25 protein-coding genes are annotated in these 26,741 nt (G+C 48.3%); 6 read left to right on the top strand and 19 right to left on the bottom strand.

The genetic code is table 11. The features are described from left to right. Positions 1 to 17: 17 nt before the first annotated feature. The 9 genes from BM415_RS17475 to BM415_RS25165 all read right to left on the bottom strand — a co-directional run bounded on the left by BM415_RS17475 (position 18) and on the right by BM415_RS25165 (position 8,015). Positions 18 to 1,079, bottom strand: coding sequence for an ABC transporter ATP-binding protein (locus BM415_RS17475; RefSeq protein WP_091160221.1), 1,062 nt, complete (start codon positions 1,077 to 1,079; stop codon positions 18 to 20). Positions 1,080 to 1,100: 21 nt separating this feature from the next. Beyond that, the gene (locus BM415_RS17470) at positions 1,101 to 1,889 is read right to left on the bottom strand and encodes an ABC transporter permease (RefSeq protein ID WP_091160220.1); all 789 of its coding nucleotides are present in this window, start codon (positions 1,887 to 1,889) and stop codon (positions 1,101 to 1,103) included. 5 nt (positions 1,890 to 1,894) lie between these two features. Continuing rightward, positions 1,895 to 2,716, bottom strand: coding sequence for an ABC transporter permease (locus BM415_RS17465; RefSeq protein WP_091160218.1), 822 nt, complete (start codon positions 2,714 to 2,716; stop codon positions 1,895 to 1,897). Then, positions 2,717 to 3,658 (bottom strand): nucleoside hydrolase, encoded by a 942-nt coding sequence (locus BM415_RS17460; protein ID WP_091160217.1) that lies wholly within the window; start codon positions 3,656 to 3,658, stop codon positions 2,717 to 2,719. It lies immediately after the preceding gene. An 86-nt stretch (positions 3,659 to 3,744) separates the two neighbouring features. Then, the gene (locus BM415_RS17455) at positions 3,745 to 4,785 is read right to left on the bottom strand and encodes an ABC transporter substrate-binding protein (RefSeq protein ID WP_091160215.1); all 1,041 of its coding nucleotides are present in this window, start codon (positions 4,783 to 4,785) and stop codon (positions 3,745 to 3,747) included. Between the two features lie 219 nt (positions 4,786 to 5,004). Next, positions 5,005 to 5,349: a hypothetical protein gene (locus tag BM415_RS17450; protein ID WP_047911316.1), complete on the bottom strand. Its 345-nt coding sequence runs from the start codon at positions 5,347 to 5,349 to the stop codon at positions 5,005 to 5,007. A 518-nt stretch (positions 5,350 to 5,867) separates the two neighbouring features. Next, on the bottom strand, positions 5,868 to 6,590 hold the full coding sequence (locus BM415_RS17445) for a hypothetical protein (protein WP_091160214.1): 723 nt from the start codon (positions 6,588 to 6,590) through the stop codon (positions 5,868 to 5,870). Positions 6,591 to 6,817: 227 nt separating this feature from the next. Continuing rightward, a complete protein-coding gene (locus BM415_RS17440; RefSeq protein ID WP_091160212.1) occupies positions 6,818 to 7,771 on the bottom strand; it encodes a nucleoside hydrolase in 954 nt (317 codons plus the stop codon). A 91-nt stretch (positions 7,772 to 7,862) separates the two neighbouring features. Beyond that, positions 7,863 to 8,015: a hypothetical protein gene (locus tag BM415_RS25165; protein WP_170862529.1), complete on the bottom strand. Its 153-nt coding sequence runs from the start codon at positions 8,013 to 8,015 to the stop codon at positions 7,863 to 7,865. A 70-nt stretch (positions 8,016 to 8,085) separates the two neighbouring features. Between BM415_RS25165 and BM415_RS17435 the strand changes: the two genes are divergently transcribed. Further along, positions 8,086 to 8,703, top strand: coding sequence for a TetR/AcrR family transcriptional regulator (locus BM415_RS17435; RefSeq protein WP_091160211.1), 618 nt, complete (start codon positions 8,086 to 8,088; stop codon positions 8,701 to 8,703). Between the two features lie 10 nt (positions 8,704 to 8,713). Here the strand turns inward: BM415_RS17435 and BM415_RS17430 are convergent, their stop codons facing one another. Beyond that, positions 8,714 to 9,613 (bottom strand): diacylglycerol/lipid kinase family protein, encoded by a 900-nt coding sequence (locus BM415_RS17430; protein ID WP_091160209.1) that lies wholly within the window; start codon positions 9,611 to 9,613, stop codon positions 8,714 to 8,716. Positions 9,614 to 9,737: 124 nt separating this feature from the next. After that, positions 9,738 to 11,087, bottom strand: coding sequence for a serpin family protein (locus tag BM415_RS17425; RefSeq protein WP_091160208.1), 1,350 nt, complete (start codon positions 11,085 to 11,087; stop codon positions 9,738 to 9,740). A 176-nt stretch (positions 11,088 to 11,263) separates the two neighbouring features. On the opposite strand from BM415_RS17425, the gene BM415_RS17420 reads away from it, so the two are divergent. After that, entirely contained in the window at positions 11,264 to 11,791 is a 528-nt protein-coding gene (locus BM415_RS17420; protein ID WP_091160206.1) for a hypothetical protein, read from the top strand. A gap of 145 nt (positions 11,792 to 11,936) precedes the next feature. Here BM415_RS17420 and BM415_RS17415 read toward each other — a convergent pair whose 3' ends face one another. The 5 genes from BM415_RS17415 to uxaC form a co-directional block, all read right to left on the bottom strand. After that, positions 11,937 to 12,311: a DUF2750 domain-containing protein gene (locus BM415_RS17415; protein WP_091160205.1), complete on the bottom strand. Its 375-nt coding sequence runs from the start codon at positions 12,309 to 12,311 to the stop codon at positions 11,937 to 11,939. Positions 12,312 to 12,347: 36 nt separating this feature from the next. Continuing rightward, complete coding sequence (locus BM415_RS17410; RefSeq protein ID WP_091160203.1) at positions 12,348 to 14,201, bottom strand: ABC transporter ATP-binding protein; 1,854 nt, start codon at positions 14,199 to 14,201, stop codon at positions 12,348 to 12,350. Next, complete coding sequence (locus BM415_RS17405; protein WP_091160202.1) at positions 14,198 to 15,925, bottom strand: ABC transporter ATP-binding protein; 1,728 nt, start codon at positions 15,923 to 15,925, stop codon at positions 14,198 to 14,200. The genes BM415_RS17410 and BM415_RS17405 overlap by 4 nt, the downstream gene beginning before the upstream one ends. Beyond that, on the bottom strand, positions 15,922 to 16,557 hold the full coding sequence (locus BM415_RS17400; RefSeq protein ID WP_091160200.1) for a MarR family winged helix-turn-helix transcriptional regulator: 636 nt from the start codon (positions 16,555 to 16,557) through the stop codon (positions 15,922 to 15,924). The genes BM415_RS17405 and BM415_RS17400 overlap by 4 nt, the downstream gene beginning before the upstream one ends. A 262-nt stretch (positions 16,558 to 16,819) precedes the next feature. Further along, a complete protein-coding gene (gene uxaC, locus BM415_RS17395; protein ID WP_091160199.1) occupies positions 16,820 to 18,247 on the bottom strand; it encodes a glucuronate isomerase in 1,428 nt (475 codons plus the stop codon). 350 nt (positions 18,248 to 18,597) lie between these two features. Here uxaC and BM415_RS17390 point away from each other — a divergent pair, with 350 nt between their 5' ends. Continuing rightward, entirely contained in the window at positions 18,598 to 19,380 is a 783-nt protein-coding gene (locus BM415_RS17390) for an MBL fold metallo-hydrolase (RefSeq protein WP_139237007.1), read from the top strand. Further along, on the top strand, positions 19,370 to 19,642 hold the full coding sequence (locus BM415_RS17385) for a hypothetical protein (protein ID WP_091160195.1): 273 nt from the start codon (positions 19,370 to 19,372) through the stop codon (positions 19,640 to 19,642). The genes BM415_RS17390 and BM415_RS17385 overlap by 11 nt, the downstream gene beginning before the upstream one ends. Here the strand turns inward: BM415_RS17385 and BM415_RS17380 are convergent. Both BM415_RS17380 and BM415_RS17375 read right to left on the bottom strand, forming a co-directional pair. Then, complete coding sequence (locus tag BM415_RS17380; protein WP_091160194.1) at positions 19,623 to 21,944, bottom strand: ATP-dependent DNA helicase; 2,322 nt, start codon at positions 21,942 to 21,944, stop codon at positions 19,623 to 19,625. The two genes, BM415_RS17385 and BM415_RS17380, sit on opposite strands and share 20 nt — an antisense overlap. Before the next feature lie 184 nt (positions 21,945 to 22,128). Then, entirely contained in the window at positions 22,129 to 22,956 is an 828-nt protein-coding gene (locus tag BM415_RS17375; RefSeq protein WP_091160192.1) for a glycerophosphodiester phosphodiesterase, read from the bottom strand. Positions 22,957 to 23,229: 273 nt separating this feature from the next. Between BM415_RS17375 and BM415_RS17370 the strand changes: the two genes are divergently transcribed. Both BM415_RS17370 and BM415_RS17365 read left to right on the top strand, forming a co-directional pair. Next, on the top strand, positions 23,230 to 23,712 hold the full coding sequence (locus tag BM415_RS17370; RefSeq protein WP_091160191.1) for an antibiotic biosynthesis monooxygenase family protein: 483 nt from the start codon (positions 23,230 to 23,232) through the stop codon (positions 23,710 to 23,712). Between the two features lie 306 nt (positions 23,713 to 24,018). Further along, entirely contained in the window at positions 24,019 to 25,917 is a 1,899-nt protein-coding gene (locus BM415_RS17365; RefSeq protein WP_091160282.1) for an LTA synthase family protein, read from the top strand. A gap of 145 nt (positions 25,918 to 26,062) precedes the next feature. On the opposite strand, the gene BM415_RS17360 is transcribed toward BM415_RS17365, so the two are convergent. Beyond that, positions 26,063 to 26,734: a GNAT family acetyltransferase gene (locus tag BM415_RS17360; RefSeq protein ID WP_091160189.1), complete on the bottom strand. Its 672-nt coding sequence runs from the start codon at positions 26,732 to 26,734 to the stop codon at positions 26,063 to 26,065. Positions 26,735 to 26,741: the final 7 nt, after the last annotated feature.

The raw sequence follows: 26,741 nt of genomic DNA, 5'->3' as shown, positions 1-26,741 counted from the left end.
AGCTTAAACTCTAAGAATTACTGTACAAGTACGAGTTTCTCGGGCGGGAAGATCAGGTTCACCCGCTGACCGCTCAGGTACGCGCTCTCCATCTCCTGGTTCGCGGTAAAGTCTCCTAACTCGGTCTCCACTACATACTGGTAGCTGCGTCCAAGGTACGTGCTCACCTTCACTACACCCGGCAGTGCATTTGCAGGCACATCACCGTCATCCGCTGCCGTTACGATCATGTCATCCGGGCGGATGGCGCCTTTTCGTGCTCCCGGCGTAAGTGTGCCCGGGTTCTTCGTCGCGGTGAACGAACGAGCGCCGACACGCAGCGCAATCATTCCATCCTGCTCGCTGCGCTCATCAAACTCTACAAAGTTGTGGAAGCCGATAAACCGTGCGACGAACTCGGTCGCCGGATACTTAAAGATTGTCTCCGGGCGCTCTAGCTGCTCCACATTTCCTTTATTCATAATTGCGACACGGTCAGAGATCGAGAAGCACTCCTCCTGGTCATGAGATACATACACCGTCGTAATACCAAGCTCTTGCTGAATACGGCGAATCTCCACCCGCATGTTCACCCGCAGGTTCGCGTCCAGGTTACTCAGCGGCTCGTCGAACAAGAGCAGATCCGGCTCAATTACGAGCGCACGGGCAATCGCCACCCGCTGGCGCTGACCACCCGACAGCTCCTGCGGCAGTCTTTTTTCAAAGCCAGCCAAGCTGACCACCTCAAGAATACGCAGCACGCGCTTCTTAATCTCATCATCCTTGACCTTCCGCATTTTTAGTCCAAATGCGACATTCTCATACACCGACAAATGCGGGAACAGCGCATAGCTCTGGAACACAAAGCCGAAATTACGCTTGTTCACGGGCACCCGTGTGTAATCCTTACCGTCAAATGTAAACTTGCCGTCTTTGGCTTCAAGGAAGCCGGCTATAAGACGCAGTGTTGTTGTTTTGCCGCAGCCGCTCGGGCCGAGCAGGGAGATGAGCTGTCCTTTTTCAAGCGCCAGATCAAAATCCTTGAGTATATAATTGTTGTCATAGGCCACCGAGACTTTGTCCAAAGTTAGCAATGCCATAATCTTAAGTGCCTCCTGTCATTAGCGTTTCGTGAAATAGGACAGACCCATCATCCGTTCAATCAAGAACATAAATGCGCCGGTAACAACCATCAGCAGCACGGATATCGCCGCGATCGTCGGGTCAAAATAATTCTCTACATATGTGAGCATCTGGATCGGCAGGGTGCTTACCCCCGGACCGGTCATAAAGACGGAAATGTCAACGTTATTAAATGATTCCAAAAAGGCGATCAAGATTGCGGCGATAATGCCGGATTTAATGTTCGGCAGGACTACCTTGAAGAAGGTCGCAACCCGGCCTGCACCCAGGCTCAGTGCCGCCTCTTCAATAGCAAAGTCGAAGTTCGACAGGCTGGAGCCGATCACCCTGATAATAAATGGCAGCATGATTACGGCATGACCGATAAGCAGTCCCGCATACAGCGGCAGCTGATATACAACGATCAAATAACGCATGAGTGTAAAGCCAAGTACAATTCCCGGTATAAGCACCGGGGACAAAAAGATCGCATTCAGCGCATCCCGGCCTTTAAACCGAAAACGGCTGATTGCATAAGCAGCTGGAACGCCGATGAGCAGTGCGAGCACATTGCCCGCCAGCGAAATAATGACTGAGATCATAAAGGTTCGTACAAAGCTTCCTTGCTCAAAAATATTTTCATACCACCTCAGGGAAAAGCCCTCCGGCGGAAATTTCAGCACCGTCCCCGGCTCAAACGAACTGGCAGCGATAATCAGAAGCGGGCCCAGCAGAAAGATGAAGACCACAAGACTGATCAGGCTGAGCCCGATATTTTTCTCCCGCATGTTGTTTACCCCTTCGGATTTAATTTGTTCGCCGCCTTGTTCATCAGACCGACGACAATAAACGTAATGACGATCATAATCGTTGCGATAACGGACGCCAGGAACCAATCGTTCAGCGTCATTGCGTTCTGGTACAGGAACGTGGAAACGACCCGTTCTTTCCCTCCCAGCAGCGCAGGTGTCGTATAGGCGGTCAAGCTGCCGACGAACACAAGCGTTGAACCCAGCACTAGACCCGGAACCGCCAGCGGGAACACGATGCGTCTGAACGCCGTAAACCGGGAAGCGCCAAGACTCTCCGCTGCTTTAATCAGATCCGTATCAATATTCTCCAGCACACCCACCAGTGAAATAATCATAATCGGCAGGAACAGATGCAAGAGACCAATCGTAATGGAAATCGGCGTATAGAGCAGATCGAGCGGCTCATTAATGAGACCCATACCTATCAGTGCATTATTGACGAGTCCCTTGCGGCCCAGAATGATCATCCAGCTGAAGGAACGAACAACCGGGCTTGTCAGCATGGGGAAGATCGCCAGTGCAATCAGGATGGATTTCTTACGAGCGCTGCGCTTGGCGATATAGTAGGCTGTCGGAAATCCAAGCAAAATACATAACACCGTCGTCAGCACACTGACCTGCAGCGTAGTCCACAATATTTTCAGAAAATAAGTGTCTTGTAAAAAGTGTTGGTACCCCTCAAGTGTCAGGCTCCCGTCCTGCACAAAGGTAGAGCCGATCGTCAGCACGATCGGAACCACCATGAACAGCGTCAGAAACAGGAACCCCGGCAAGAGAAGGTAATAAGCGTATTTATTCTTCATTTAAGAGGCTCCAATGGGTTTGTTAAGTGCTTCAATAAAATGATCCAGAAAAGCAGCCTGATTCACTTCCTCGCAGACCAGTACATTCGCTTCACGCCCCAGCCGATTCTGGAAGTCGCAAACCATCTGGCCGTCACACAAGCGGCTTGCCGTCTCTACATCGACGTAATACGCATTTCTTGTTACAAAGTCAGGGCTCAGCGCCACCCCTACAGCGAGCGGATCGTGCAGAGCACAAGCGCGCACACCGTTCATTTGTTCATAGCGCTTGATATAGATAGCTGTGCTCTCAGCAACATATTCCTTAATGGCAGGCGTCGTGAGTCGCTCGATATGAGCTTCGGTCAGCAGCGTCTGGCGTGTTACATCCAGTCCCACTTGAGTGAGCTTCGGGAACCCGGCATGCAGTACGATGCGTGCAGCTTCAGGATCGGCGTACGTGTTGTACTCGGCGACGGGTGTAATGTTACCCATGCCCTTTACAACCCCGCCCATGAAGATCACTTCCTTCACATATTTAACGAGATCTGGCTTCTTCAGCAGAGCAAGCGCCAGATTGGTGAGCGGCCCTGTCATGATCAGCGTCACTTCGCCCGGTCTCTCCATCACCGTCTCGATGATGTGGTCTGGGGCAAATCCGCTGTCTGCCTGCTTCTTCGCGTTATAACCCTTGAGTGCTCCGCCCAGACCATCCTGTCCGTGCACGCGGTGCTCATAATGCGATTTGCGGATAATCGGGCTCTCGGAGCCGCGATATACAGGGATTTGATCTGCCTGCATGAACTCGAGTATTTTACACGTATTCTCTGTAGCCTGATCCAGCGATACGTTGCCGCATACGGTCGTAATGCACGCAATATCATCGAAGCGAGTCTGTACCGCCAGCATGATTCCGAGCGCATCATCGATTCCTGTGTCTACATCCAGAAGAATAGGATTCATCGTACGAGTCTCCTTTTTGCTTGTTCGCGTCATCTATTTGCACTTATTTTTTATTTGCTATCTGTTCGATTCGATAATCAGTTGACTTAGTTTGCAATTTTACGGTTCCAGCGGTCTGTCCATACAGCTGCATTGTTGTTTACAAACTCCATGTCCAGAAGCTTCAGCTGGTCTACGACGTCTGCACCGTAAGTAATGCCTTCGGCTTCTTCTTCTGTCAGCTCAACGTTCACGTTAACCGGGGAATCGACCTTTGCTTTGGCAGAAGCGGTCTGCACTTCCTCGCTCAGCTGCCAGTTAATGAACTCTTCAGCGAGCTCTTTATTTTTCGTTCCTTTGACAACATTCACTGTATTCATTACGGCATAAGCACCCTCACTAGGTGTTACGAACTTCGCTTCAGGCACAGCAGCCTGGATATCCTTGAAGTACATTTCCATAATCGGACCGCCGGCAATTTCCTCTTGAGCGAACATGTTCACATATTCCGATGTTTGGCTGTAGAACTTCACCACGCCTTCCTTCACCTTAGCCAGCTCAGTAAAAGCGGCATCCTCATTGAATGCAGTGTTGCCTGCTACTGTGGATGCTGCATCAAGCACCATAGGGCCTGCTGTCGCTGTAATGTTCGGCAGAGTCAGATTTCCGGCGAATTCTTCGCTCCACAGATCACTCCAGGACGTAACTTCATTTGTAATCAGGTTCGGATTATAGGCGATTCCCAGCTGTCCAACCGTGTAGGCCGGCCCGTAATCTTCACCAAGCGGTGCTTTCGCAGAATCATAGATTTGTTCGATATTCGGGATGTTCGCACGATCGATTGTTTCAAACAAGCCTTCTGCAACGCCTTGCTGTGCATAATAGTCGGACAGGAATACGATATCGACTTGTGAAGTTCCTTGACGAATTTTGTTCAATCGCTCTGCGTTGTTGCCGACCTCGACTACGATGTCAACATTATGCTCTTCTTCAAACGGGGCGTACACTTGTTCATTGAAGAATTCCTCCGAGAAGCCCCAAGTCGAGATAACCAGCTTGTCCTTCGCCGTGCCTTCACCGCCGCCGCAGCCAGCCAGCAGCATGGAAGCTAGTGCAACACTTGTTATTCCTGTCAGTACCTTTTTCATTGTAAATATCCCCCTTAGAATCTTTTGTTTTTTTTAATACCCAATATGAAACAAAAAAAGAAAAGCATCCTTGTATTGTACAAGAACACTTTTCTTCGTAAACAAAGAAATAGCGACACCCGCTTATAAATTCACTGGTTCTCCTCCAGAGTTGATCCGAAGTTGATTGCCGTCATATGTGGGGCTTGATAGAGTTATAAACCCGATCTCACCCTATGGTCAGGACTCTTCGCGCAAGATCAGCGTGGTAATCGCAATCTGTGTCGGAGCGTCATAATCTCTCAGCAATGCTTCTATCTCAAGGTTCATCTGCTCCTCAAGCTTGTCCCGAAATATCTTCTTGTATAGAAGAGACATTCGAAAATCAACCTCCTGCTTGAGTTCAGGGGCTTCCCCTTCAAGAGCAGCCGAACGCGGTGAACGGCGGTGCTTCGCATAGAAGGTAACTATCCGATCGTCAACACTAGCCTTCAGGAGGGTCGTGCCGAATCCGAATAGCTCCTTGGATACTTCATTATAAATCTGGCACATCTTCTTCTTGTTCTCGTTCGTGTCCAGCTGCATTCAGATACCACCTTTACTATTCGAAAGATACTACCGTACATTCGGACATCTCACAGGTTTGATTATACATAATCATTCGGATACAGGCAAGAGATAAGGAATATATTACATAAATGTTTAATAAAACACGAACATTATCAAGGGTCTTTCGCTTATTTTATTCGGAACCGCCTGATTATGTTATATATGCCGACATATATAGGTCCTCGCCAAGACCAAGATAACCTCCCATTAGCGCCGCCAAATCTAGTTTGCCACTAATGGAAGGTTTTCATTAATTTAACGGAATCAATTTCATAATTAATGAATCATTTCATGATAACTTGAGATGCATGTACGACATTTTCAATGGACATTCAATCCCTGTTGTTAGCTTTCTTTATATAAAAACACTGTCTTTTTTTACACAGACGAGCCGGGTCTCGTACGACTGGTTACATTGATCTATAAAAAGACATAAAAAAGCCTCCAAGAAGCTCTTGGAGACTGTATTTATCTATGCACTTATTCTTACTCCCCTACACTACTTCGGTAAGCACGTACATACCGCTTGGGTTGTGCAGATAAGGTTCTTCTTCATTAAAACATTCTGGTTCGAGCTGACTTGCATACGTTTTTCCATAGATCTTGAAGCCTTGGCTGCCGCTGCCCTGATCCTCAACATGCGTCAGTAGGCCATACAAGAATTGCGACATGACCTGCATTGAAGCATCCGGATCGGTATCCATGCTGATCGCTGCTTCGGGAAGGCCAAACATTTGCATCCCGCAGGAATAGTAGTATTGCTCATTCTGCCGATAACTGACAAAGGTATGCAGCAGCTGATCGACCCGGGCTTCACTTGTCAGCCTGTCCCATTCCTCGGATGTGTAGGCTTTACCTGAATTTTCAATCTTCACAGCCAGCCCGCCGCTCTTCAGCAGAAGCTGCACTGCCGGCACTATTTTTTGTACAGAATCCAAGCTGCCCATATAGCTCATCAGACACAACACATGAGTATGCTTGTCCAATTTGTGCAGAGCCTTGTCGTTCATCATGCCTCTTTCCGAATAATAGAAGGCTTCTGACAGCTTGGCATCATGCTCCTGGAATCGAATCTCAAACGCGCGATTGTGCTTCGTGTCCATCAGCAAATCTTCAGCCAGCACATATTCACCCCGGCTCTTCTTCTGAACCGAACGCTTCAGCTTGTCCCGATCCTTCCACTGTCCTGGAATACATATAACTAGCTTATCATTCATTTTGTAAAATATCCTTTCTCGTCAACACCTTAAGGTGACTTCCCGTCCTCAGCTCCATGCTTAATTCTGCCGTGGATGATTTGGACGCATCCTCTCATTTTACCAAAACAGCGCCTTATGTGAAAACGTATAAGAGGAGCTTGGGCCAAGTCGCGCACAAAAAAAGTGCGGATGATTCCAAACCAGGAACAGCCCGGAAACATCAGCACTCATATGGATATAAGATCTTAGTAACGCTTAGGCGCTGCTTTCTTCGCAAGCTCTACCAGATAGGCAAAGAAGGCGGCCGGATCCGTATCGTATACCAGATTCACCGGCTTACCGTTCGGATCGATCACTGTACGCCCTTGGCTCGGACCGTCAGGAATCACTGTGCAATGAACCACTTTCCGTGTAACCAGATCTTCACGACCGACGGCAGCTGTTGTTAATACATCCCACAAATAGTAGGTAGAGTTCGTCTCGCTGTAAACGAGCGGCGGCACTCCTGCATAGCAATTACCCAGGAAGTCCACACCTTCGTAATTACGATCCTTAGCCCACAGATTACGTACAGCAGGGGTAAGAGGAACCTTATTCGTACTCTCCAGCGCCACAAGATCAATCTCAATGTCGGTCTGCCAGATTTGGTATGCGGCTTCCGGATCCCAATACACGTTCCATTCCGCCGTTCCGTCATGCTCAGGCTCTTGGACATTCCCGTTCTCAAACGTACCGCCCATCCAAACCAGACGCTCAATCTTCTCTTGGATTTCCGGTGCTTCCTCAAGAGCACGTGACAGATCGGTAAGCGGACCTGTGAATAGGAGCACGGTCTTCTCTTCCGTATTTTTCAGCGTCTCAATGATATGCTTGTGTGCAGGCAGCTCCGACAACGGGGCTTCCATGGTGCCTGACTCGTTCAGAATAGGAAGTGCATCAACGAAGTAAGAGTGAATTCTCCAGTCGCTTGGAAAAGGATTCTTACCGCGTGAATTCGATTTCGCCACTTCCACCGGATATGTGCTGAATCGATCTATAATTTTGCGGCTTGCATCTGTTGCCGGTTCCAAATAGCCGTCCGCCGGGATGACAGATACGCCGGTTACCTCTACATTATCCATTTGCAGCAGCATAAATAGTGAAACAAGATCATCGACACCGCCGTCGTGGTTAAGATATACTTTTGCCTTCTTTGTCATGTTGCTAATCCCCCTGCTTATCTAGTCTGATGCATAATATCTGGTTAAACTTCATCCATCTTAAGTCTTATCCTATTGCGAATGCAACCATTCAGGTGATATTCATCTCCTTACGTATGTAAAAGGGCACCTTAGCTTCCATGCTTCTGCTAACATGCACCGTGCTGCGGTCTTCCGACAGCTGGGCATTCAGTGCCGGCGATGGCAGCTCATGCAGCGGAACTATAATCCGGACCGGATTCATGCATTATAGTCCACTCCTATTTTTTGATAAAATCCGCATCTTGTCATAAAATGTTCACAGGAGGATTCATATGAAAAATACAAGAAGCCCGCGAACTCCGGGCAGACCCAAGCAAACCAATGATCAAATTCCGATTCAGGAGACGATACTTAAGACGGCTTCCATGCTCTTTATGGAGAACGGCTATGAACCGGTATCGCTTGCTCAAATCGCCAAAATATGCAATGTGACCAAAGCATCCATCTACTATCATTTCACAAGTAAGCCTGAACTCTTCAAAATATCTGTGACGACCATGCTGACGAATGGGTACAAGCATACGGCAAGATTCCTCGAAGAGGCCGATACGTTTGAACAAGGATTGCTTCGTGTGGCCGAGGCCAAGATCGCAAGACCTCACGCGGAGATGGAGACAATTATGCGTGAAGCCGAAGCATTCTTAAGCCCGGAGCAGATTAAGGAAATTCGAGATGCAGAGTACCGCATCTATGAGGTGATGGCAGTTCATATTGAGAAGGCGATGGAACAAGGTGTGCTTAAGAAAGGCAATGCCATTCTTCTCGCTCAGGCTTTCACTGCGATGCTGATGCTTGGGAATCGGGAAGACACAAGAATTCAGTATCCCGCCCCGCTTGACCTGGCCCAAGTGCTGGTCCAATTGTTCCTGCAAGGCGCTGCACAGCAATAAGGAACGGAGCTCACAGCGAGTCTCCGTTCCTTGGCATTAGAAATTTCAGTCTGCGCTCAAGTACTCTTATCTCTGCCGGTGCAGAGAGATAGACTTCTCCATCCGTATCTGCCGGCATCTCTTCCTCTGTCTGCAGATGAATTTGACTCGCCTTAAAGTACTTCAGACTATCGTTATGCGGCTCCCACCTGCCTTCCGGCTTCCGGGCCAGCAGCTCCCGCAGAAGAGGGATGCCGGCCTGGCGTATGATGAGCACATCAAATTGTCCATCCGTAAGTGAATCCTTGGCAAATGGCAGCGTGCTGGTGCCTAGTGATCTGCCATTTGATACATAGATCATGACAGCCTCATCTTCGATCTGTATGCTCTCCGTCTTCAGCTGATAACGAAAAGGCTTGGCAGCACGAATGGTCTGCAGTGTACTGATGAAGTAACTGAGTCTGCCGAGCGATCCTTTCAGTGCAGGATCAATATTTTCAGAGGTCTCCGTTATAATCCCAACACCGAAGAAGTTCGTGAATACCCGATCATTGGCCATTCCAAGATCCACGGATGCCCCGTCTCCATTGATCAAAGCTTCCGCCGCCTCCGGCACATTCATCGGAATACCCAGCGTTCGTGCAAAATCATTACAGGTACCACCCGGCAAAATGCCTACTACTGGCGGATGATCAAGCTGTGCCAGCCCATTAATGCATTCATGGACGGTACCATCACCGCCAAGAATAAAGACCGCATCCACATCTTCGCCTCGCTGACGGCATATCTTCTCACCATCGCCCGCTGCCTGAGTCTTGAGGACAACAAGCTCTGGAATAACAGGTGCCAGCGCAGACACAGCTCCGCCGACCATACTTACAGCCGCTCCCGCTGCTTCGTTATGGATGAGGAGTGCTTTTTGAATATCCATTCTGATCTCCTCCCCACCAAATCAAGTCTTTACTCCTATATCTACCCGAAAAGCGGAAGAAATAAAACAAGCCTGGCTCGTTAGAGTGGATGGAGGTAAAAAACCAATAGTCTTAGCTTACATATTATTGTGCACCTGCTGGATCATAAATGGACCCCATAAACAGCCAGGCTCCCGTAACCTCATCTTCAATGACCGTATAGAAGGGCCGATTGATATTCATCACCTTATTGTCTGTAATCATTAACGATGACTCTTGCATAGCCACGGAAGTTGCTGCCGCTGCCTCGGAGCCCTGCTCATTCACTTCGAGTACGGCTTTATGCTGTACGTCGCTTATGAATAAGTTCCCCGTTGACATCCGAGAGAAGTCAGCCCCCTCGCCAAATGCCGATTTCATCCCCATATGCTTAAGCGTGTCTACGAGCCCTGCTTCGTATTCGACCTTGTATTTCGGCATGGACAACTGAACCATATTCTCTTCAAATGGACCATTGAATGCCGCAGGGTCCTGCATCAAATGCTTCTCTATATCAGCCAAGCTCGTGCCCTCAGCCGGAAGAATTACCAGCATGTTCATGCTTGAATCACGATAAGGCAGCCGTATTGCCTGCCACTCCCCTGTCTCCTTATATCCATACAGATGGGTATCGTGCATCATCGGCACATTCAGCTTAGTACCTTCCTCGGTTGTAAAAACACCATCCTGTGTAAGATTCTCATCAAAGGTGTGCAGCCAGGTTCCTTTGAAATACAAGGCATTCAGCAAATAAGCCCTCACCGCGCTATCCAGAGGCTTGTTCAGTATCTCTTTAATCAGACCCTTTGTTCTCTCACTGACCCAGGCATTGATGGAATCCATCGTTTCTGCAGAAGACAGCTCTGCCTTCAAGATCTCTGCCCCATAGCTGGTTCCTGCCGTTTCAAGAAAAGCGGGTTTTAATGCGTATTCCGCATCTACCCAGACCGAGTTCGCTGTCAGCAGCTCCACACCTTGGCCCGGACTGTTCAGCAGCTGCATATAAATCCGGCTGGCCTCATTCACCTCCTCCATACTTAAGCCTGTGAGCCTAAGTACCTCCGCCATTTCCTGCTCCGTCACACCCTTTGAACCGTTATAAGTGAGCGTTAATGCAGAAGCAATGCTGTAAGGTGAGAAAAATATATTCTTGTGTGCTCCTTCCTTATTACGAAGCTCATCCATCAGTTGGATACCGAGAGTGTTCTGAGACTCAATCAGTGCAGAATCCAATGTTGCAGCAAGTCTTGAGCGCTCCTCATCGCTGATTTGCTCCATATGGGCAGGCAGCGTGGACAAACTGTGCGGAATCTCTGCATCGCTGCCTGTAGGTGGTGCACAAGCACTTAAGCCGAGCATCAGAGCGATGGCAAGAAGCTGCTTATGTGTAACTGCCATCCCTCTATTGTGTCTAGCTGCTGCTCCTCTATTGCTCGGCGAATTCAACGAATTCATAAGTATTCCCCCTTCTTTTACAAAGGTAGACTTACTCACTCACACGATTGTTCCAATGAATTGGATATAAATTTACAAAAATGGTGTTATATTTATTGGATTCCAACGTGTCTTAGATCGCTTGATGGGGTAATGAAGTTGTAAAATGGATATCCACGACTAGGAGGAGTGTACCTATGATTCCAGCAACGCTTGAAGAACTAGAAGCCATTCGTCGCGAGTGCCGTTCCATGGTGAATACGAGAGCCTTCGCATCAGGCGGCACAGCGCTTGTACCCATTCCCGGAACGGATGTTGTCGCGGATGTCGGCATGCTGATGCAGCTCCTGCCTGCCATTAACGATAAATTCGGCTTGTCCGAGAAGCAGCTTGGCGGCATGGATGCGGAATCCAAAGCTGCGGTGTACGGACTGGTAATGTCCATGGGGAGCGCGGTGATTGGTAAGCTCATCACCCGGGAACTGGTCATCAAGCTTCTACAGAAGGTTGGCGTACGGATGGCGGCCAAACAAGCGGCTCGCATAATCCCCATCGCCGGTCACGCCCTCTCCGCGGCACTAAGCTTCTCTGCCATGCGTTACGTAGGCAATAAACATGTAGAGGACTGCTATAACGTCGCGAGACAGCTGATCGAGCAGAGAAGAGCGAAAGAACTGGAAATACCAGCCGATGCCGTTATTGTAGAAGATACGGTTAAGGTATAAGCGGATAACGACCATTCAAAGATTACTGATCCATTGGCTAGAATAACAAAACACCGTATTCTCTTGAGAGGAGCAGACTCCTGCTCAGCTAAGAGAGAATACGGTGTTTATTATTGTGGAACTATTTTAGAGAGTTCGAACCTGACTAATAATTTTCTAGCTCAGCTTCTATATCTCTTATTAGAATATCCACTTCCAGCACAGCAGAATCTTCATTATTAAAAAAGATAGAGGGTCTTATACCATCTTTTTTAAGCTGGGGCAGGAATTCAACTACAAACTCACTTAGATCAATTAACTTCCCTTTATAACTCTTCCAATCTTCAATAGCACATGCCTCTGCGAATTCTTTTTTCGGCCAAAAGGGAAGTAATAGGTTTCCCCTCTCATCAGCTGTTACAGCCCATCCGTTATCATACAGACCCCATACTTCTTCAGCGTCAGCGATTCTTTTAATAAAATATTCATATCGAACATTTGCAGGTAATTTAATTACAGCCTCAAACTCTTTATTATTCATATGTCGACCTCGAACTTATTATCTTACATCCTTAGCTCAGCCTACCTCGGTAAACTGACTGTTATATAGCTCAGCATAGAATCCTCCTGCCATAAGCAGCTCTTCATGGGTTCCTTTCTCAATTACATCCCCATGGTTCATGACCAGAATCACATCTGCATCCCGAATCGTAGACAGTCTGTGCGCGATAACAAAGCTTGTACGATCCTTCATCAGCTCGTTCATGGCCTGCTGAATCAAGGTCTCTGTCCGGGTGTCCACCGAGCTTGTCGCTTCATCCAGAATAAGGATGGAAGGATTCGCAAGAATAGCACGGGCAATAGTCAGCAGCTGCTTCTGGCCTTGAGATATATTAGATGCTTCCTCATTAAGCATCGTTTGATATCCATCCGGTAATGTGCGGATGAAGTGGTCTGCTCTTGCTGCTGCCGCCGCTTGCCGAACCTCAGTCTCTGACGCTCCCTCGCGGCCGTATGCAATGTTGTCATAGATGGTTCCGTTAAACAGCCATGTATCCTGCAGCACCATCCCGAACATGCTCCGCAATCTGCTTCGCGGCATATCTGTAATATCCACACCATCAATTCTAATGGCGCCGCCTTGTACTTCATAGAAGCGCATGAGCAGGTTAATGAGTGTTGTCTTGCCCGCACCCGTCGGTCCTACGATGGCTGCGGTCTGACCCGGCTTCACATCGACATTCAAATCGGTTATGAGCGGCTTGTCTTCACTATAGCCGAATTTCACATGCTCAAACGTTACTGCACCCTGCACCTTACTTGAGATATTCGCTGTGTTCTGTTCAGCCACTTCTTCTTTCTCATCAAGCAGCTCAAACACCCGCTCTGCAGAAGCCACCGTGGATTGAATGACATTCGCAATGTTAGCCAGCTGATTAATCGGCTGGGAGAATTGACGGGAATATTGGATAAACGCCAATATGCTGCCGACATTCAATGTCCGGGTCGATACGAGTATCCCGCCAACCACACAGATCAGTACATATCCAATGTTACCAATGAACATCATGAGCGGCATAATCAGACCTGAGATGAACTGGGCCTTCCAGCCGGTCTCATACAGCTCCTCATTGATCTTGTCAAAGTCTTGGATCGATTGTTCTTCCCGCCCAAATGCCTTAATGACATTGTGCCCGGTATACATCTCTTCAACATGACCATTCAGTTCCCCGAGTCTCTTCTGCTGACCGACAAAATAACCCTGTGAACGTGAAGCGACCAGTGCAACCACAATGAGACTAAGCGGGAGCGTAAGCACCGTTATCAGTGTCAACAATGGACTGATGGTAAGCATCATGATGATGACACCAACCAATGTTACAAATGAAGTAATGAACTGCGCGAGACTCTGCTGCAGCGTATTACTGATATTATCCACATCATTCGTAGCCCGGCTAAGAATTTCGCCGTGAGTTTTTCCATCAAAATATTTGAGCGGAAGCCGTGATAGCTTGCCATTAATCTGCTCCCGCATGTCAAATACAACACGCTGCGAGACGCCGGCCATTAAATATTGCTGTATATAGGCAAACAGCGAACTTAATAGATACAACGCGCCAAGCCACATCAGGATTCTGGCAATCTCTACGAAATCAATCGTCGCATTCGGATCAAACAGCGGCTCGGATAAAATATTCGTTGCCACCGCCAACAGTTTAGGTGAAACAATGGTAAACACGGTACTCAGAATAGCCATAATAAACACAACGACCAGTATTGTATTTTGCGGCTTCAAATAACGGACCAGCCTCTTCATCGTGCCTTTGAAGTCCTTGGCCTTCTCAACCGGTCCACGGCCGAGATGACCGCCCGGATGCTTCGGCCCTGCCGTACTGGCCGGATTCTGGAAAGCTTTATTTTTACGACTCATGCAATCTCCTCCTCTGACAGCTGTGAGGACACAATTTCTCGGTATACCTCACTATTTCGGAGCAGCTCGTCGTGAGTTCCGCTGCCTACAATTACGCCTTCATCCATAACCAGAATCCGATCCGCATCTCTTACTGTGCTTACGCGCTGTGCGACGATAATGACCGTTGAGTTGACGGTTTCGTCTACAAGCGCGGCTCTGAGCTTAGCATCCGTCTTATAATCAAGGGCCGAGAAGCTGTCATCAAACACATAGATTTCCGGTCTTCGCACCAGGGCTCTCGCTATGGACAGACGCTGCTTCTGTCCGCCAGATACATTGCTTCCCCCTTGCGAGATCATACTCTCATATCCATCCTCCATCCCGCTGATAAACTCAGCGGCCTGAGCGACCTCAGCGGCATGCCGGATTTCCTCCTCTGTAGCATCCTTTTTGCCGTAGCGTATGTTGTCCGCAATTGTACCTGTGAATAGTACCGCCTTCTGCGGAACATATCCGATCTTCGAGCGCAGCTCTTGCTGAGCGACATCTCTTACATCCATGCCATTGACGCGAACGCTGCCTTCAGTGACATCGTAGAATCGCGGGATCATCGCAAGCAGCGTCGATTTGCCCGACCCTGTCCCGCCGATAATGGCGGTAATCTCTCCCGGCTGTGCCGTGAAGCTAATATCCTTGAGTGCATATTCCTCAGCACCCGGATATTTGAAGGACACGTTGTCGAATTCAAGAGTCCCATGCAGCTTGCCGGCTGGCTTGGACACTGTAGGATCTGCAAGCTCCGGCTTCATCGTCAGTACTTCATTGATCCGAGCTGCAGAAGCTGCTGCCCGCGGGAGCATAACGAAGATGATTGACACCATCAGCAGAGAGAACATGATCTGCATGGCATATTGAATAAACGCCATCATATTCCCTACCTGGATCTCACCTGTATTAATACGAAGGCCGCCGAACCAAATAATAGCGATGACGGAGAAATTCATCACCAGCATCATAACAGGCATCATGAAGGCCATGATCTTATTCACCTTGATCGCGGTATCGGTGAGATCGCCGTTCGCCTCTGTGAAGCGTTCCTTCTCATAGCCGGTACGATTAAATGACCGAATGACCCGAATACCAGTCAGCTGTTCGCGCAGGACCAGATTCAGACGATCCAGCTTCTTCTGAATGGCCTTAAAGAGCGGCAGCCCCTTGAAGGCAATCAGCGCAATGGCTCCTGCGAGTATCGGAAGGGACACAACAAGAACAACAGACAGCTTGGCATCTTGGGATATGGCCATAATAAGACCGCCGATAAACATCAGCGGCGCACTGATCATCATCCGCAGCATCATCAGCAGTACGTTCTGAACCTGAGTAATATCATTCGTCGTTCTGGTGATGAGTGAAGCCGTTCCCACCTGGTCAAATTCATGAAGAGAGAAGTTCTCTACATGTCTAAATAACCGGCTGCGAAGATCACGTGCAAATTTGCCAGTAACCTGGGAGGACAGGAAGCTCACGAGAATAGAGCACAATGTACCCAGTAGAGCAACAATGAGCATTACACCGCCGATTTTCCATATGTAAGGAACATCACCCTCTGGTATTCCAAAGTTGACGATATCGGACATCAGTGTAGGCAAGAATAAATCAGACAACGATTGCAGCAGAAGTAAAAAAACGACGAGAGCTACACCCGCCTTGTACGGATTCAGCATCCGCAGCAGTTTCATCATGTATGATCACTCCCTTTTGGGGAAAATCTGTCTTTACAGTGCTGTTCAGCGCTTGTCCGCTTCTGTTCCTTATATTCGTACACCCGAGTCAGCAGTTTGGCTAACTGAATACTATCCTCTTCACCTAGATATTCAATCATTTCCTTCATATTGCTCATGAGCTCGCGGTGAACGTCCCGGACGGCCTCTCGCCCTGCTTCCGTTATCGTTATCCGCATCACTCTGCGATCAAACTGGTCCATTCTTCTCTCGACTAACCCCTGCTCCTCCAGCCCCTGAATGACAGGAGTAATAGTCGGTGCCTTGACCCGCATAATTTCACTGATCTCGGATATCTTAAGCCCTTCAAGCTGATCCTTCGTCGTCGGGCCATTCTCCTGAAAATCCCTGATCATACGACCAACCACAGCAGGATCGTGCTTCTCAGTCGTTTCCTTCCCTCGGATTAATGTAACCAGAAGCACAATCTCGCTCGGATTGCGCCCTTCCGTCTTAGGCTGCTTCCAATTGCTTCGGTTAAATCTCATGAATGCAATGAGCAAATTTTGCGCTAGTATATCCTTCTCTTTCAATGCCTCACCCACTTTTTTTATTTGAACACTAATAATGACCATATTGCGATTAATGACCATATTGCGATGTTTTCGAATTAATTAGGTCTCCTAATTAATTATAAATCCATGCAGATTATATGCCTTTACACTCCTAAGTGTCAAACCGGAACCTTTTAGCAAAACCCTTAATCTATATATTGGCTGTTCTTGGACCGTCACATTCTCGTAATCTATATAAAAAAAGACGACCGTGACTCTATAGTCACAGCCGCCCATCGCAAATCTATTATTCTTAACTCTTCTTGTCGCAGATTAATCCAGTGCCGTCACACACACTTTGCTATACCTTGCTATAAGCACTCTCAAAGTTAAAATAAGTCCGCGCATTCTCGTAAGATATACCCTGCACGATACTGCCGAGCAGTTCAAGGTCATGCGGCGCCTCTCCGTCCTCAACCCATTCTCCGAGAAGATTGCATAGCAATCGGCGGAAGTACTCATGCCTTGTGTAGGACAGGAAGCTCCTCGAATCGGTCAGCATGCCGACAAACCGGCTGAGCAGCCCCACATTGGACAATGCCTTCATCTGGGCGAGCATGCCGTCCTTGGTATCGTTGAACCACCATGCAGCACCAAGCTGAATTTTGCCAGGAATACCGTCGCCCTGGAAGCTGCCAGCGATTGCGGCCAGCACTTCATTGTCACGAGGATTAAGCGAGTACAGAATCGTTCTTGGCAGCGAATCCTCACTAGCAAGTCCATCCAGCAGCTTCACAAGCGGACCGGCAAGCGGGCTGTCATTCACGGAGTCATAGCCGGTATCCGGGCCAAGCAGACCGAGCATACGGGAGTTATTGTTTCTTGCTGCATTGATATGGTACTGCATTGCCCAGCCGCGCGCCGCGTACAGCTTACCGAGGAATATCAGTGTATACGTCTTATATTTTTGCTCCTCCAGCAGCGTCGCGCGCTCACCATTCAACACCTTGGCGAAGATGCCGGCCGCTTCCTCTCGCGTAGTCTCCGCATACGGTACATAATCGAGCGCATGGTCGGATACACGTCCTCCAACGGAATGGAAGTAATCCACCCTTGCCTCCAGCACTTCTAGAAAAGTGTCGTAGCTCGTAATCGAGCGCCCAGCGGTCTGCTCCAAGCGGGAGAGCCACTCACCGAACCCTTCGCGGTTAATCTCAAGACCCTTATCAGGACGGAATGAAGGGAGTACCGCTGTATCAAAATCGTTCAGATCCCGGATAGCTGTGTGATATTCCAGCGTATCAGCCGGATCATCTGTCGTGCAGACTACGGTTACGTTCGACTTCGTAATCAGATCACGCGCGCCAAAGCCTTCGCCGTTCAGTTTGGCATTTACTTTCTCCCAAATAATCGGTGCATTCTTCTCATTAATCAGCTCATAGACGCCGAAGAATCGCTGCAGCTCCAGGTGTGACCACGCATAGACCGGATTGCCGATCGTCATCGGCACCGTTCTTGCCCAGGCGAGGAATCGATCGTAGTCACTGACTCCCTCGCCTCCTGTTACATACTTCTCTTCAACCCCGTTTGCCCGCATCAGCCGCCATTTGTAATGATCACCGTACAGCCAGGCTTCGGTTAAGTTGCGAAACGTTTTATTCTCATAAATCTCCTTGGGACTCAGGTGGCAGTGATAATCGATAATCGGCATATCCTTCGCATACTTCTCGTACAGCGCAACCGCTGTATCATTCGTAAGTAGAAATTGCTCATCCAAAAAAGACTTCATCTTCCTTACCCACTCCCTTTAGGTTGATTTTGGTTCGTTCAGGTTTATTCTCAAATTCTAAGCTACACCCTTTCCATTAAAAGTTCAACAACAAAATGAGAACGCTATCAAAAATGTTCTCCCGATGGATATGCGTCCTCTCACTGACAAATTTCGCGCGTTCAGCAAAGTAAATGACTGTTGACTGGCATATCTGCATTTATTAGCAGAAGAATTCATTTAAGGGATTTGAACAGGGTGGATTCTAGATGGCAAGAATTATATCCAATACGCAGGTGAATGATCACATTGGTCTACGGGAGGCAACTTTTTCTGAATTTTGACGTTCTTCTATATTGGGGAGGGTATAATTGAGGAAAAAGAAAAAGAGGTGTATCGTACAAATGCAAATTACATTCCTAGGAACCGGAGATATGTTCAGCTTCGAACAAGACCACAACAGCGCGATGATCCTATACAATGACACCCGGCTCATTATTGATTTTCCTGAATCGAATGCAAAGGTGCTGCATCATATGGGAATCAAACTGAATGAGATCAAGGATGTGTTTATAACCCATCTGCATGATGATCACATCAATGGCCTGCAGCAGCTCGGTTATTATGCACAAGTATTTGGCAACCAGAAACCCAAGCTCTACATTCATGAGGAGTTAATTGAACCGCTCTGGCGTTCACTTGAGCCCGGCATGCGTTATACCGTACAGGGAGAGCGGGTCTTTGAAGATTATTTCGAGCTGATCCAGCTGCGTGAACAGAAGCCCTTCAGCATTGGAGGAGTTACATATGAGCTTACACTGACGAAGCATGTACCCGGCATGCTGAGCTGCGGCCTGTATGCTCCGGGGTACTTCTATTACAGCGGAGATGCGACGATGGATTCCGAGCTGCTTGAGCACATTGCTGACGAGGTGCAGGTTATTTTCTATGAGTGCCATCTGCAGGACGTGACCATCTCATCACACACTCATTTGGACGATATCAAGTCTCTTCCGCTGCCGATCCAGGCCAAAATCCAGCTCATGCATTACCACGACGGCTATGCGTCTTCTGACGCCCGTGAGCAATTCAACCAGAGTGCCGTGTCCAAGCTCGTACAACCACTGGAGGTGATTCGGCTGCATGAACAATAATCCGGAGGAGCACTCCGTCGATCAGAAGCATACTTCAACAGGCCTGATTTCAAATCTTCTCGCTAAGAACTCATTCTACATCGTCATGATCTTTATTCTTTTATTCATCGCCTCTGCAGGCATAGGTGGCATAAGTATTGCAGTGATCCTCACAATCTTAATGAACTGTATTGAATGGCTCACGAAATACATCCTGCCCTGGATCTTCCTCTTCTACTTCATCAAGCTCGTCCGAAGCTATACTAGATCGAAGCAGGGTTAATCTGCTTGTACTCCCTCCACTCTTCAGGCAGCAAGGAGCGGTAAGGCTCCTGTGCGAAACGATCATCGACCAGCACGAGCACGCCCTCGTCCTCCTCTGTACGGATGAGCCTTCCCCCTGCCTGAAGCACTTTGTTCATTCCCGGAAAAACATAGGCGTAGTTAAAGCCGTTCCGCCCGGTCTGGTTAAAATAATCACGCAGCATATTGTTCTCCAGTCCAATCTGAGGAAGACCGGTACCCACGACGATTACACCGTTCAGCCTGTCACCGGGAAGATCAACTCCTTCTGAGAATACGCCCCCAAGCACCGCAAACCCAAGCCGAGTGCGCTCGGGGTTCGGCTGGAAGCCAGACAGAAAGGCATCCCTCTCCTCCTCACTCATGGAAGACTGCTGTATGATTGCATCGACACCCTTGCCCTCATCCTGAATATAGGTTTCATATACTTCCTGCATATAGGAATAAGACGGGAAGAATACGAGCAGATTCGTCCCCGGCCGCTCCTCAGCGACCCGCTGCAGAAGTCTTGCGATCGCTCCTCTCGACCTCTCCCGGTCGTTGTATCTGACCGACAGCGGCACCAGCTGCACATCAAGCTGCTCCTTGCTAAACGGCGAAGGAATGCTAAGGGTGTAATCTTCTTCTCCAGCACCCAGCATATCCCGGTAATAATTCATCGGTGACAGTGTGGCAGAGAAATGAATGATAGATCGATAGCCTTTGCCTGCCTGGCGAAGCTGCTCAGAAGGATCGAGACAGTACAGCTTGATTCGAAAGTCGCTGCGAATGATCTCCGCATATGTCAGGTAATGATCATCATAGAGCTTGGCCATCCGAATAAAGTTTTGTGAGGCAAAATACGTACCGAGCAGCTCTTCCTGCGCTTCAATACTGACCCGGTCCGCAGAAGAGCCGGAGACCAGCTCTATTTCTGCAGCCTCCACAAACTTCTCAAGCCGCTTGATCAGCTCCTCCGGCAGCTCAGACTGAATGATACGTCCCTCACTGTTGCAATTGTTCTTGACTGCATACAGGAAGGAGTTAACCTCTCCGGCAGCACGGGATACCCCTTCATTTGCCGTCTTGTACTCATCCTTGATCCCGAGAAAGACGGATTTGACGAGCTCAGCCGAGAACATATTCCGGCCTCGATCGACCAGGTTATGAGCCTCGTCGACCAGCACGGCTGTCTTCTTCTTCTGATCCTCAAACAATCGCTTCAAGGATACTCGCGGATCAAAAATATAATTATAATCACAGACAACCGCATCAGCGGCGTAAGCAATGTCGAGCGAATATTCAAAAGGACAGACCTGGTGCTTGCGGGCATACGCTTCAATGACCGGTCTAGTCATGATGGTCTCGTGCTTCATGATATCCAGTACCGCCCCGTTGATCCGGTCGTAATATCCTTCGCACATCCTGCACTGCCTGGCATCGCATGCTTCCTCTTCCTTGAAGCAGATCTTGTCCTTGGCGGTGATCGTCACTGAGTTCATATACAGCCCCTGAGCCTGCATTCGCGCGAAGGCTTCCTCTGCCGTTGCCCGAGTCGTCGTCCGTGCCGTCAAATAAAAAATTTTGCTGATATGTCCTGCGTGAACCGCCTTGACTGCCGGAAATAAAGTCGACATCGTCTTTCCAATCCCTGTCGGCGCCTTCGCCATCAGCCCGGCACCCTCGGAGATCGTTTTGAATACGGCGCCAGCCAGCTTACGCTGTCCCGCACGGTAAGACGGGAAAGGAAAGCCGAGTGCTTCAATGGACGGCTGCCGCTTCTCTTCATGCTCCCTCAGCATCTCGGCATAAGGCGCATAGGCCTCAATGACTTCGTGTGCAAAAGTCTCAAGCTCCTCCACAGAGTGGGTAACGAGCATCTTCTTCTGCTCTCCGCTGCCTGTTCGTACATAGGTCAGCTGGACCTGCATACTTGAGAGCCCTTCTGCCTTGGCGTACATGTATGCATACATTTTACCCTGTGCCCAGTGAACCGGAAGCCCGCCCTCCAGGTCCTCAAGCGGAGCTGCTGTCGATTTGATCTCATCAATTGTCCATGCCCCATCCAGCTGAATAAGTCCATCGCATCTGCCTTCCACCTTGAATAGAAGATCTCCGTAGGGGATCTCACCCTTGAGGAACACTTCTTTTTGATCCGTATCTGCATAGGTCTTCTGAATGCTCTGATGAATCCGGGTCCCTTCGTGCATCGTGGCATTCGTCCGGAATCCACCCGTGATGCTGCCGCTCCGATATACATACTCCACCAGAGGTCTGACGGATATAGAAATTTCATATGGCATGCGCTTCACCCGTTCCTGTTCATTTTCGTCTTTCCACTTTAACAAAATGAAGGTGAAGATACCAGTTCTTCAATAGCTCATCCGATTCCCTAAAATAACTACAAAAAGCCCTCTCAGACCACATGAACGCGGCAGCCTGATAGGGGCTTCTATGCACTAAACGCTATGAACTAAATGCTCGAACTTATTTTTTTGCTTCCTTGTAAGGCACATAATCAGGATAGTCTGTAATAATTCCATCTACCCCTAGATCAAGCAGATAGTCTGCTTCCTCACGGCTGCGCAGTGTCCAGGCATAAATCTTCATTCCTCTAGCATGGATTTGTCGAACGAGGGAATGCTCCACCGTATAGATATGTGGATTAACATACGAAGCATAGGTACGGTATTCATCCAGCTTCTCATTCTCCAGATCTGCAGGGTCCTCGATCAGCACGCCCGTTGGTACGGCAGGCAGCATGTCATGAAATGTCGACATGGATTCATGGTTGAAGGACTGAACGACAACCTGCCCGGGTCCCATCTTGTCATATCCGTACTTTATTAAGGAATCCGCCACTTGTCTCTCGATGCCCGGATACAGCTCAGGTGCTTTTAGTTCTATTAGAAATCCGATATTCTTGCCGCTGTAATGTGCCAGAACCTCTTCAAACGCGGGAATCTGCTGGCTGCTATACTCTCCTCCGAACCAGCTTCCCGCATCCAGGCTCCTCAGCTCCGCCAGCGTATGCATTCTCACTTCCCCTGTCCCGCTCGTTGTCCGATCCAATGTGAGATCATGAATAACGACGAGCTCTCCATCCAGACTTCGCTGTACATCCAGCTCAATCATGCTCGACTGCATCCGGTATGCCAATTCAAAAGCAGCCATCGTATTCTCCGGTGCATACCCCGCAGCTCCCCGATGTGCGACGACTACGGTCTCAGCGGAGTTCGCAGCGGCAATATGATCCGTATCTCCACCAATTCCGATAATGGAAGCGATTAGCAAAGTTCTCAAGGTTTTGACCACGTCTACTCATCTCTCCTTTTTACCTCAACATAACAAGAGAATGTAAAGACCTATCATTAACTGCTGTATGTGAGTGTAAAGATTTTGAGTTTACTGTTATATACCCGGAATCAAGTTTCACAGTACCTTGAGTGATGAAACGGATTCACCCGAAATGTGCTTCATGCGATCGGCATCGTTTTTGTTTCCTTTGATCTGTTTAGTAAAATAGAGGAGAGAACAAGTTATGGCTATATTGGATTTACAAAAATCAAGTAACAGGAGGTCTGCGTTATGTATATGTACTTTTTGTCATCACCCATTTCGGACGCACTCAAGGAGCACCCTTATTTCACGCTTCAGAATGAAGAAGATACGCGATATGTGATAGAACTGGATACTATGGTCGACAACGACCCGGCCATTCCTGCCTATGAAGCGATTGATGCAAGCGGGAGCCTTACCGGGAGCAAGTTCATCGTCATGAACAACATCCCTGTCACAGAGGATGGAAGGGAAGCGTTTGAAGCGAGATTTATGAACCGTGCACGGAAAGTAGAAGACGAGCAGGGCTTTGCAGGTATCCGCGTGCTACGCCCGCTGAACAGCGATACGTATGTTATTCTTACCGCATGGGATTCCAAAGCAAGCTTTGAGACTTGGCAGCAATCCCAAGCCTTTGCACATGCGCATCAGAAGCGTGAAGAGGGGCTAAAGGCTCAGGCGACTTCGATCTTTGCCCGTCCTTCGTTTATTACTACTTACACAGTTGAATAACTAACGAACGATTAACTGTGACTTAATGTTTAATGTATACCCGCTTCTGCCTGATCCTGATCTTCAGGACCTTGTGGATGCGGGCTATTCCACGTCCACTTCCCTTTTGACCGATTTTGACAATTTTTTAAATCCATAGGATAATATTATATTGCATTGTGCTGTAACAAGCACCCCATCTTATTGTATACTAATACCATTATTTTACATTTCAGACTGCTTACAAGTGGAAGGAAGGCGGTACATTTGGAACGCTTCGCATGGAGGACATTCGTGACCAAGCCGTTTGTTTTCTTTACCATAATCATGCTGATCAAGTGCTACCTTACCTGGTATGCTATATTTGATAATATCCCATTCTGGCAGCCCCTCTTAACCGAGATCCCTTTTGTATGGCTGATTTTTGCTGTTATTGAACGCTTCGCAGACAAGAGAAAAATCGGTTACTATATGCTCACGAATCTCATCATAACGATCATCTTTTTTGCTGCTATTATGTATTACAAATATTATGGAGTCATTGTTACCTACCATGCTCTTGCCCAGGTGAATCAGGTTACTTCGGTCAACAGCAGTATTTTCTCGCTGCTCGCTCCTTATTATCTGCTTATTTTTGTGGATATTATTGTACTGCTTGTATATTTCATTCAACGCCGCATTCGTCAGAATAAGCAGATATTCTACACACCGCAGAAGCTGCCTCGACTGGGGAGGAGAACCGCTGCTGGGATATTCGTCGTCTCGGCCTTAATCACGGTATTTAATATCTGGCCGAACCGGGCGAGTATGAATGAGCTGAATCAAGCGGAATCTATGGGTATACTCAATTACGAAGCATTCTTGATTGCTTCAGACAGACCCGAAGACCCGGTGCCTCAGAAAGAGATTACACAAGAGAACATTAATGAGCTTAAGGGCATCAACTCACCAGAGTCTGCCCAATCCAGCTACTGGGATGCTGCCAAGGGCCGCAATGTGATTATCATACAGCTCGAATCATTCCAGAATTTCCTGGTCGGGCTGAATATTGATGGCCAAGAAATTACACCCAATCTGAATAAATTGGCGCAGGAGAGCTTGTATTTTCCGCATTTTTATCAGCAGGTCGGCCAAGGGAATACATCTGACGCCGAATTTGTCGTCAATTCCTCCTATTACATTCCTCCACGTGGAGCAGCATCGCAGGAGTATGCGGATTATGAAGTGCCAAGTCTGCCGAGACTGCTTACGGAGAACGGTTATAATACAACCACTTTCCATACGAACCATGTAGAATTCTGGAACCGGCTGGAGATGTACTCTGCTCTCGGTTTTGGAGATTACTACGATTATGACTTCTTCGGGGAAGAGGATATGATTGCATTTGCGGCATCAGATGCTGTGTTGTACCGCAAGACCGCGGAGGAGCTCGCAGCACTGCAGGAGGAAGGGCGGCCTTTCTATTCACAGGTCATTTCCATGTCTGCCCATCATCCATACCATTTGCCTGAGGACAGATACATGATGGACCTGCCGGATCGTTTCGAGGATACACTGGTAGGCAATTATATTCGCGCACAGAATTACGCCGATTATGAATTCGGCCTGTTTATAGATCAATTGAAGAAGAATGGCGTCTGGGATAACAGCCTCATCGTTGTGTATGGCGATCATCTGGGTCTGCCAATTTACTCGCTTGAATCCGATGACAAAGCACTGATGAAGGAAATATACGGACGCGAATATTCCAAGGCAGACATGATCAATATTCCGCTTGTTATTTCTGTCCCTGGTGCCATTGATGGTGCTAGAGTCGATCAGCTTGGCGGTCAAGTCGATATTGTGCCTACGGTTGCAAGCCTGCTGGGCATATCGATGGACGATTATATTCATTTCGGTCAGGATCTGCTGAGCGGACAGCCGAATCTGCTGCCTGAACGCTATTATCTGCCGACCGGATCATTCATCAGCCAGGAGGGAATGTTCATCCCCGGCAGTGGATTTGAAGATGGCACGCAGCATAAGCTGCCCGAGATTGAAGAAACAGCATCCAAGGAATTTATAGATTCCCTTCAGCTGCCTGAAGATCCTCTACTAGCGAAGGAAGTGTCGGGAACAGGGCTCCCTGACGTAAGCCAAGATCAATACGAACGAGCCCTTGCCTTAGTTCATTATTCATACAGCTATGTAACACAGCTGCCTGAGCGCACTCAAACAGAGGAATGATAAATATACAATAATATAATAATAAGAAATAAGCCCTCTGCCAGCAGCAGAAGGCTTATTTCTATTCTATATTCATCCCAGATATCTGCTTCAAGCTAAGCATAATATCTGTCCGTATATCATTCAGCTTCGCTATGGAAGCCATTTAGAGCGGAAGCAGCGCCAGCTCCTCCTGCTCATCCAGCTTATCCACCATGGATGTCCACTCAGCCGGCTTTACAGGCAGCACTGCGTAATAACGCTTCAGGAAGTTCGCTACCAGCTTGCTGGATATTGCCTTTAGTGTATCGTCGGTCGGCATGAAGCACAGATCAAGCCCGCCGACCGCCTGTCCATCACCTTGCCATGAAGGATGGACATAAGGGAAATCAATCTTTTTATAACCCAAGTGCGACAGCACTTCTCTACGGACATAAGGATTCATCGACTTGATGCCCCCAAATTCATGCTCATCCGATATATAGGGATTATAGATCTCGGCAAACATGCCGAAGAGCTCCTTGCCTTCCGCTTGTGCCAGGCTTCTCAGATCGCGCCGGCGCGCATTGGCCAGAAACGGTCCGATCCCGAGTCCATCACGCCCGATGATCGTAAAATCGGTCATAGCTACATTCCAGTCCGGATAATAGCGGTATTCCGTTGCTCCAACCACCTTGTCATCCAGCACCGCAACGAATACCCGGATACCCGGATCCTTTAATGGATCTTCCCACAGCGAGAATTCAAGCACCTCCTCCGGGGGAAATACCTCCTGCATCAGCTCATGCATTTGTGCAAAGAGCGGATCCTTGATAGAGACAATACGAATATATTCCATAATGACT

This window comes from Paenibacillus sp. 453mf (assembly GCF_900116105.1).
GTDB lineage: Bacteria > Bacillota > Bacilli > Paenibacillales > Paenibacillaceae > Paenibacillus > Paenibacillus provencensis.
Note: the sequence above shows the minus strand (reverse complement) of the source record. Positions and strands in the feature narration are given on the sequence as shown.